Here is a 6,154-nt window from a genome sequence, read left to right as displayed (position 1 = left end):
TGGTTACTTTGGGGCTCTTTTCCAAAGTGACCCGCCGTCAGGCGGAACCCTAAGTCGCCGTTACCGCAGGAATGGATATGCACACAATCCAACTGTGTTGACTGCCAGACCGCCTTCGCGAGCAAGCCCGCACACAGTTGGATCGTGGGGTGTCAGGTAGATAGGTATCGGCTGCCAGGCCGCTATCGCAGGCAAGCCAGCTCCCACATTTGGATCGAGGTGCGTCAGCTAGATCAGCGTCGCCTGTCAGTCCGTCACGGGAGCAAGCTCCCTCGCCACAGGTCCAGCATTGCCCATAGCGGTAAGTACCGCCACACAATAGAAATTACTGATTGAATCCACCTGCACGCCTCTAGTAAGCTCCCCCCATCATTTGGAGAGCCCCATGTTGCCACTCACCCACACTCAGGTTTGCCCTGCTGCCAGCGCCTTGCGCTCGGTGTCGGCTACCCGTGTGAACGGTTCGAGCGCACTGGCCGGCTTTTATTTTGGGTATTGGTTTAGCCACTGGCGCGCCTGATACCTGAAATCGGCGCCCACTACTCAAGGGGTCGCCTACCAGAGAAATCTAAACCCCCGGTCGGCTCCCCGACCGGGGGTTTTGTTTTTTCAGCGCCTGACAACCTGTTTGCTCACGATCACTTAAAGGAATCACACCATGAACTTCACCACCTATTACCGCTACGACACTTGCACTGCATGGCGATTTAGCCAGCTCCGTTCGGGACAGCCTGCCGCCTCCGACCGGTCACCCCGTGGTGGCAAGCCAACACACGTAGCCGATACGGCCAATTGTCGAACACCCCAGTAGGCCAAGCGTGCGGGAATCGCCCGCCGCTTGCCCAGGAAGCCTTGAATATGAACTCCTCCGTCGCCGCTTTGCCCGTCTCTACCCTCAACAGTGCCAATGAAGCCCTGACCCAGCGTTTGCCCAGCTCCCTTGAGCTCAAGCATCAGCTCCCGCTCAGTCCGTTCCTCAACGAACAAGTCCACGCCCATCGCCAAGCCGTGCGCGCCATCCTCAATGGTGAAGATTCACGCTTGCTGGTGATTGTCGGCCCGTGCTCGATCCACGACCCGGAATCGGCCATGGAATACGCGCGCAATCTGAAGAAGCTCGCGCTTGAAGTCAGCGACCAGATGCTGCTGGTGATCCGTGCCTACGTCGAGAAACCGCGCACCACGGTGGGTTGGAAAGGCCTGGCCTACGACCCGCACCTGGACGGCAGCGATGATATGGCCGCCGGCCTGACCCTGTCCCGCGAGCTGATGCGTGAAATGCTGCGCCTGGGCCTGCCGGTCGCCACCGAGTTGCTGCAGCCCATGGCGGCCGGCTACTTCGATGACTTGCTCACGTGGGTCGCCATTGGCGCACGCACCACCGAATCGCAGATTCACCGCGAAATGGCCAGCGGCCTGGGCATGCCCGTGGGCTTCAAGAACGGTACCGACGGTGGCGTCGCCATTGCCTGCGATGCGATGCGTTCAGCGTCTCACCCGCATCGTCATTTCGGCGTCGACAGCCAAGGCCATCCGGCGATCATCCAGACCCCCGGCAACCCCGACACCCACCTGGTGCTGCGTGGCGGCCACCGTGGGCCCAACTACGATGCGCAAAGCGTGGCCGACGTAAAGCATGACCTGGCCAAGTCCAAGGTGGCGGCGCGGATCATGGTCGATTGCAGCCATGCCAACAGCGGCAAGAACCCGCTGCGCCAACCGGCGGTATTCAATGAGGTGCTGGAGCAGCGCTTGCAAGGTGATACCTCGCTGGTCGGCATGATGCTTGAGAGTCACCTGTTCGAAGGCTGCCAGCCGCTGAGCGCGTCGATGAAATACGGCGTGTCGGTGACCGATGGCTGCCTGGGTTGGGACGGGACCGAGCAGTTGTTACGCAGTGCCGCTGAGCGGTTGCGGGAGCACGGCAAAGCCGACTGATCGGTGAAAAACATACAGCTGGGAGAGGCGGGAAAGTTGACGAGCACTCGTGCGAGTGTTCAGATGCCCGCCTGTTTCAGGTGCCCCCTGCCGCCGTGCTTGGGGTGAAACGGGAAACCGGTACGCTCATGTTGAGCAAGTCCGGTGCTGCCCCCGCAACGGTAGATGCGTGATCCCTTCGACACACCACTGTGGCCCTCGCGCCATGGGAAGGTGAAGGTATCCATACGCATGAGCCCGGAGACCGGCCTGGAATTTCTGTTTGGCAAACTCCTGCGGTGGGCGGGCATGGGCCGGTATTGGCGTGTGCTCGATGCCTTCTCTTGCGTGCTTCTGCGAAGATACTTTCGAGAAGACTATGATCCGACATTCATTCACTCCCTTGATCAGTTGCCTGTTCAGCCCGTTGCTGCTGGCCGACAACACTCCCTTGGTGCTCAACCCGCAAATCGTCTCGGCGCCCTCAGTAGAGTCCGGCACGGTTGCGGCCATGGCCCAGTACGGCAGCAACGTCAACGTGGTCAGCCGCGAACAGATCGAGCGGGCCGGCCCTTCAGCCGACGTGTCTCGGGTGATGCAAATGTTCATTCCCGGGCTGTATGTGGCGCCGAAGAACGGCCCGTTCGACTATGGCACCTATTCCCTGCTCGGCGGGCGCAACGATGACACCCTGATCCTGCTCGATGGCGTGCGCTTGAACAACCGCCTGTACGGTGGCCTGTACCTCGACACCCTGCCGGCCAATGCCATTGAACGCATCGAAGTGCTCAAGGGCGGCCAGAGCCTGCTGTTCGGTACCCAGGCGGTATCGGGCGTGATCAACATCGTGACTCGCAGCCCACAAACGCGGGCGGCTGCCGGCGAAGTGAATATGGGCCTCGACACCTTCGGCGGCACCACGGGTGACGCACGGGTCGAGAAGATTTTCAGCAACGGCTGGGGCGACCTGGGCGTGCTGGCCTACGTCAGCCGCAACGCGTCCGAGGGCTACCAGCCGTTTCGCAATCGCGATATGAAAAATGTCACGGACAAGAAACGCTCTTACGAAGTCACTACCTTCGGTACCAAAGCAGTTCAATCTTTTGGCGATGATTCGCGCCTGGAACTGTTCTACCAATACGCCGACGCCAACCTGGATTTCGCCCGTCCGGTAGCCTCCCACAAAACTACCAACGACCGTGTACAGCAAATCGCCACAGCCACGTTCGAGCAAAGCCTCGACGAACGCCTGAGTTATTTCGTCAAGGGCCACATCAACGATTGGGATACCCGCTATACCCGCCTCAACAACCTAGACGGTGGTGGTACCCAGGTTATCAACCATAACGACTACTGGGGCTTCACCGACTGGGGCGTGCAAGCCGAAGGCAAAGCCGAGTTGCCGGGCGGCCATGTAGTGATCGTCGGCAGCGACAACCAATGGTTCAAGGGCCAGGACGATGTGCTGGTGATCGACGACAACAAAGCCCAGGCCCACGCGCTGTATAGCCAACTGCGCCCGCAGATCGACGCCCTGCCCGACTGGCACCCCAGCCTCGGCGTACGCCACGAGGCCATGAGCGGCGGTGACAGTGCCACCGTCGGTATGCTCACCTCCCTCTACAACCTCAACGATCACTGGGCCTTGCGCGGCCAATACGGCACCGCCTACAAGCTGCCCAATGCCGAACAGCTGTTCGTCAACGAAGCGGACGAACAGGGCAACCGCCACCTCAAGCCGGAGAAAAGCCGCAACGCCGAGCTGGGCGTTGATTACACAGGGCAACTTGCGGAACGCGATTTCAGCGCCAGCGTCACCTTGTTCAAACGCAAGATTACCGACCTGATCACTCTAGACGATGTGCAGTGGGTCAATGGTCAGGGCCAGATCCAGATGCGCGGTTTCGAGGCCGACGCCAGGTTGGCGCTCAACGACCAATGGAGCGTGCAGGCCGACATGACCCGCAACCTGACCGAATCCCGCGCCGGGGTCACCCTTAACGATATTCCCAGTTTTTTCGCCCGCTCACGCATCGGTTTTGAATCGCAAAACCGCCTATGGGGTGCAGGCGCGGCACTGCGTTATATCCGCGATGTCATCAGCGCCAAGCAGGTCGAGTACGGGCATTATTCTGTGGTGGACGCCGACGCCTATCGCTATCTGGACAGTGCCCACCGGCATCGTTTGAGCCTGCTGGTGGAAAACCTGTTCGACCGCGACTACGTCACCAGTCGCGCCAACAACGTCGACAACCTCGGCCGCCCCTTCACCGCAGAGGTGCGTTACAGGTATCGCTTCTGATGGCTGACATCACGCCAATCGACGGGGTCGACACCCACCCCGACTGGTCGCGAATTCCTGACCACAGCCACCATGTGTTCCTGTGCACCGGCCCGCGCTGCACCCAGCGTGGAGCCTTGCAACTGTGGAAAACCCTACGCCGCCGGTTGCTGGAGCTGCAACGCATCGAAGTGCCCGACGGCGTGCTGCTGACCCGCACCCATTGCCAGTTCCCCTGCAACCTCGGGCCGGTACTCACGGTTTACCCGCAGCGCTGCTGGTACGGCGTGCACAGCAAGGCGGATGTGATACGCCTGGTGGATATGCACCTGGCAGGCGGTGAAGTGGTTGACGATCTACTGCTCAAGGAGCGCGCATGAAAATGTGGTGCGTATGCTTGATTGCCCCGCTCTGCGCAACACCGGTGCAGGCAGACAATTACACCAATTGCGCCCAGGCCTGGGCACTGCCACACGCGCCACCCTCGCGCATCGTCGCCCTCAATCAACACGCGGCCGACCTCTTGCTGGCGCTGGATGCCAGGCCTTCAATGGTGGGCGTGGCCTATCTGGACGACAGTGACAAAGCGCATCGACAGGGCCGGTATTTCGAAGTGCCGGTGATTGCCGCCCAATATCCCTCCAGCGAGGTGCTGTATGCACAGCGCCCCGACTTGGTGGTGGGCGGTTTCGCCAGCGCGTTCGGCAAGGGCGTGAGCTCACGCACGGGCCTGGCCGATAACGGCGTGGCGTCCTACCTGCTGGAGTCCGCGTGCGCCGGGCACAACCTGGATTACTTCGAGCACATCCGCCAGGACCTGCTCACCCTTGGCGCCCTGCTGCACAAATCGCAACGCGCCCAGGCCCTGAGCGACGCACTGGACGCCGACCTGCAACATGCCCAGGCATTGGCTGACAACGCCCAACCGGTATCGGTATTTTACTTGGACAGTGAGGTCAACGGCCTCGCCAGTGAAGGTCAACGAGGGTTTGTCACCGCCCTGCTGGCGGCATCGGGTGGCCGTAACGTGCTGGCTGATGCACCTCTTTCGCGGGTGACCGTGAACAGCGAAACTTTGCTGACAAAAGACCCTGACATCATTCTATTGGCCGACGCCCTCTGGTCCCCCGCCAGCCGCAAGCGCCAATTGTTGACCACCGACCCGGTGCTATCGACGCTGCGAGCGGTGCGTGAGAACCGGATGATCGATATTCCGTTTACCCATTTAGTACCCGGCGCCGACAGCGGCAAGGTGGCGATTGAACTGGCGCGCAAACTTAGTGGCATACAGTCCCCCCTTGAAGCGCCCTCTTGTAGGAGCGAGCTTGCTCGCGAAAAACGTCAACGGTAACGCGCGCTTCCTGAATAAACGCGGCGCCTGCGAGTTTTTCGCGAGCAAGCTCGCTCCTACAAGCAATCGCTGTGGACTAGGCCCGGGCCACCGGCATGCGGGACAGCTCCCGCAGCCACGGCAACACCCGCAGGCCGTGGGCAGTCTCGCAGGGGTCGACGATGTCCATGAAGTGTTCGAGGTTGACGTGGTCCGGCACGCCCGGCAGGCGCACCCGCACGGCCGGCGTTACACCGCACGGGGCGCCCAGGTCCAGATGTTCGTAGACCAGTACATGACGCACCTGGGGCTGAGGTTCATAGGCTTGGGCCATCAGCCCGGCATGGATTATCAGCACATCGAAGGGTTCGGCAGGAATGGCGGTAAGAATCCGCACCTCTTCGAACGTTTGCACCGGCACGATCCGGTAATAGCCCAACCGGTTGAGCATTTTCTCGATGTACAGGCGTTGCAGATGCTGTTCATCGGCAATCAGGATGGTCAGTGCTTTGTTCGGCATGGCAAACCCCTGGCAGGCAGTGCTCGGCAGTGAGCGCTGCCCATTTTCCAGACATATGCCGACGACAAAATCAGGCATGTTCCCGGTTTGCGTAAGAGTTTTCCCA

5 protein-coding genes and 1 riboswitch are annotated in these 6,154 nt (G+C 60.8%); of the genes, 4 read left to right on the top strand and 1 reads right to left on the bottom strand.

The features are described from left to right. The first annotated feature begins 858 nt into the window (after nt 1-858). From QK296_RS26740 to QK296_RS26725, 4 genes are all read left to right on the top strand, one after another. On the top strand, nt 859-1,938 hold the full coding sequence (locus tag QK296_RS26740) for a 3-deoxy-7-phosphoheptulonate synthase (protein ID WP_034135289.1): 1,080 nt from the start codon (nt 859-861) through the stop codon (nt 1,936-1,938). A 61-nt stretch (nt 1,939-1,999) separates the two neighbouring features. Further along, a riboswitch (cobalamin riboswitch) is annotated at nt 2,000-2,206 on the top strand. A gap of 90 nt (nt 2,207-2,296) precedes the next feature. Beyond that, nucleotides 2,297-4,219: a TonB-dependent receptor gene (locus tag QK296_RS26735; RefSeq protein ID WP_120249128.1), complete on the top strand. Its 1,923-nt coding sequence runs from the start codon at nt 2,297-2,299 to the stop codon at nt 4,217-4,219. Next, nucleotides 4,219-4,578: a (2Fe-2S) ferredoxin domain-containing protein gene (locus QK296_RS26730; RefSeq protein WP_003190374.1), complete on the top strand. Its 360-nt coding sequence runs from the start codon at nt 4,219-4,221 to the stop codon at nt 4,576-4,578. The genes QK296_RS26735 and QK296_RS26730 overlap by 1 nt, the downstream gene beginning before the upstream one ends. Further along, nucleotides 4,575-5,549 carry an ABC transporter substrate-binding protein gene (locus tag QK296_RS26725; RefSeq protein WP_137204782.1) on the top strand — a complete coding sequence of 325 codons (975 nt, stop codon included), beginning with the start codon at nt 4,575-4,577 and terminating at the stop codon, nt 5,547-5,549. Before QK296_RS26730 ends, QK296_RS26725 begins: the two co-directional genes overlap by 4 nt. Before the next feature lie 76 nt (nt 5,550-5,625). Here QK296_RS26725 and QK296_RS26720 read toward each other — a convergent pair whose 3' ends face one another. Beyond that, entirely contained in the window at nt 5,626-6,048 is a 423-nt protein-coding gene (locus QK296_RS26720; protein WP_032892429.1) for a hypothetical protein, read from the bottom strand. Between the last annotated feature and the right edge of the window lie 106 nt (nt 6,049-6,154).

Origin of the sequence: Pseudomonas sp. AL10, from assembly GCF_029960685.1 — a bacterium.
GTDB lineage: Bacteria > Pseudomonadota > Gammaproteobacteria > Pseudomonadales > Pseudomonadaceae > Aquipseudomonas > Aquipseudomonas lactis.
The sequence above is the reverse complement of the archived record's forward strand: the minus strand, read 5'-3'. Positions and strand labels throughout refer to the sequence as shown.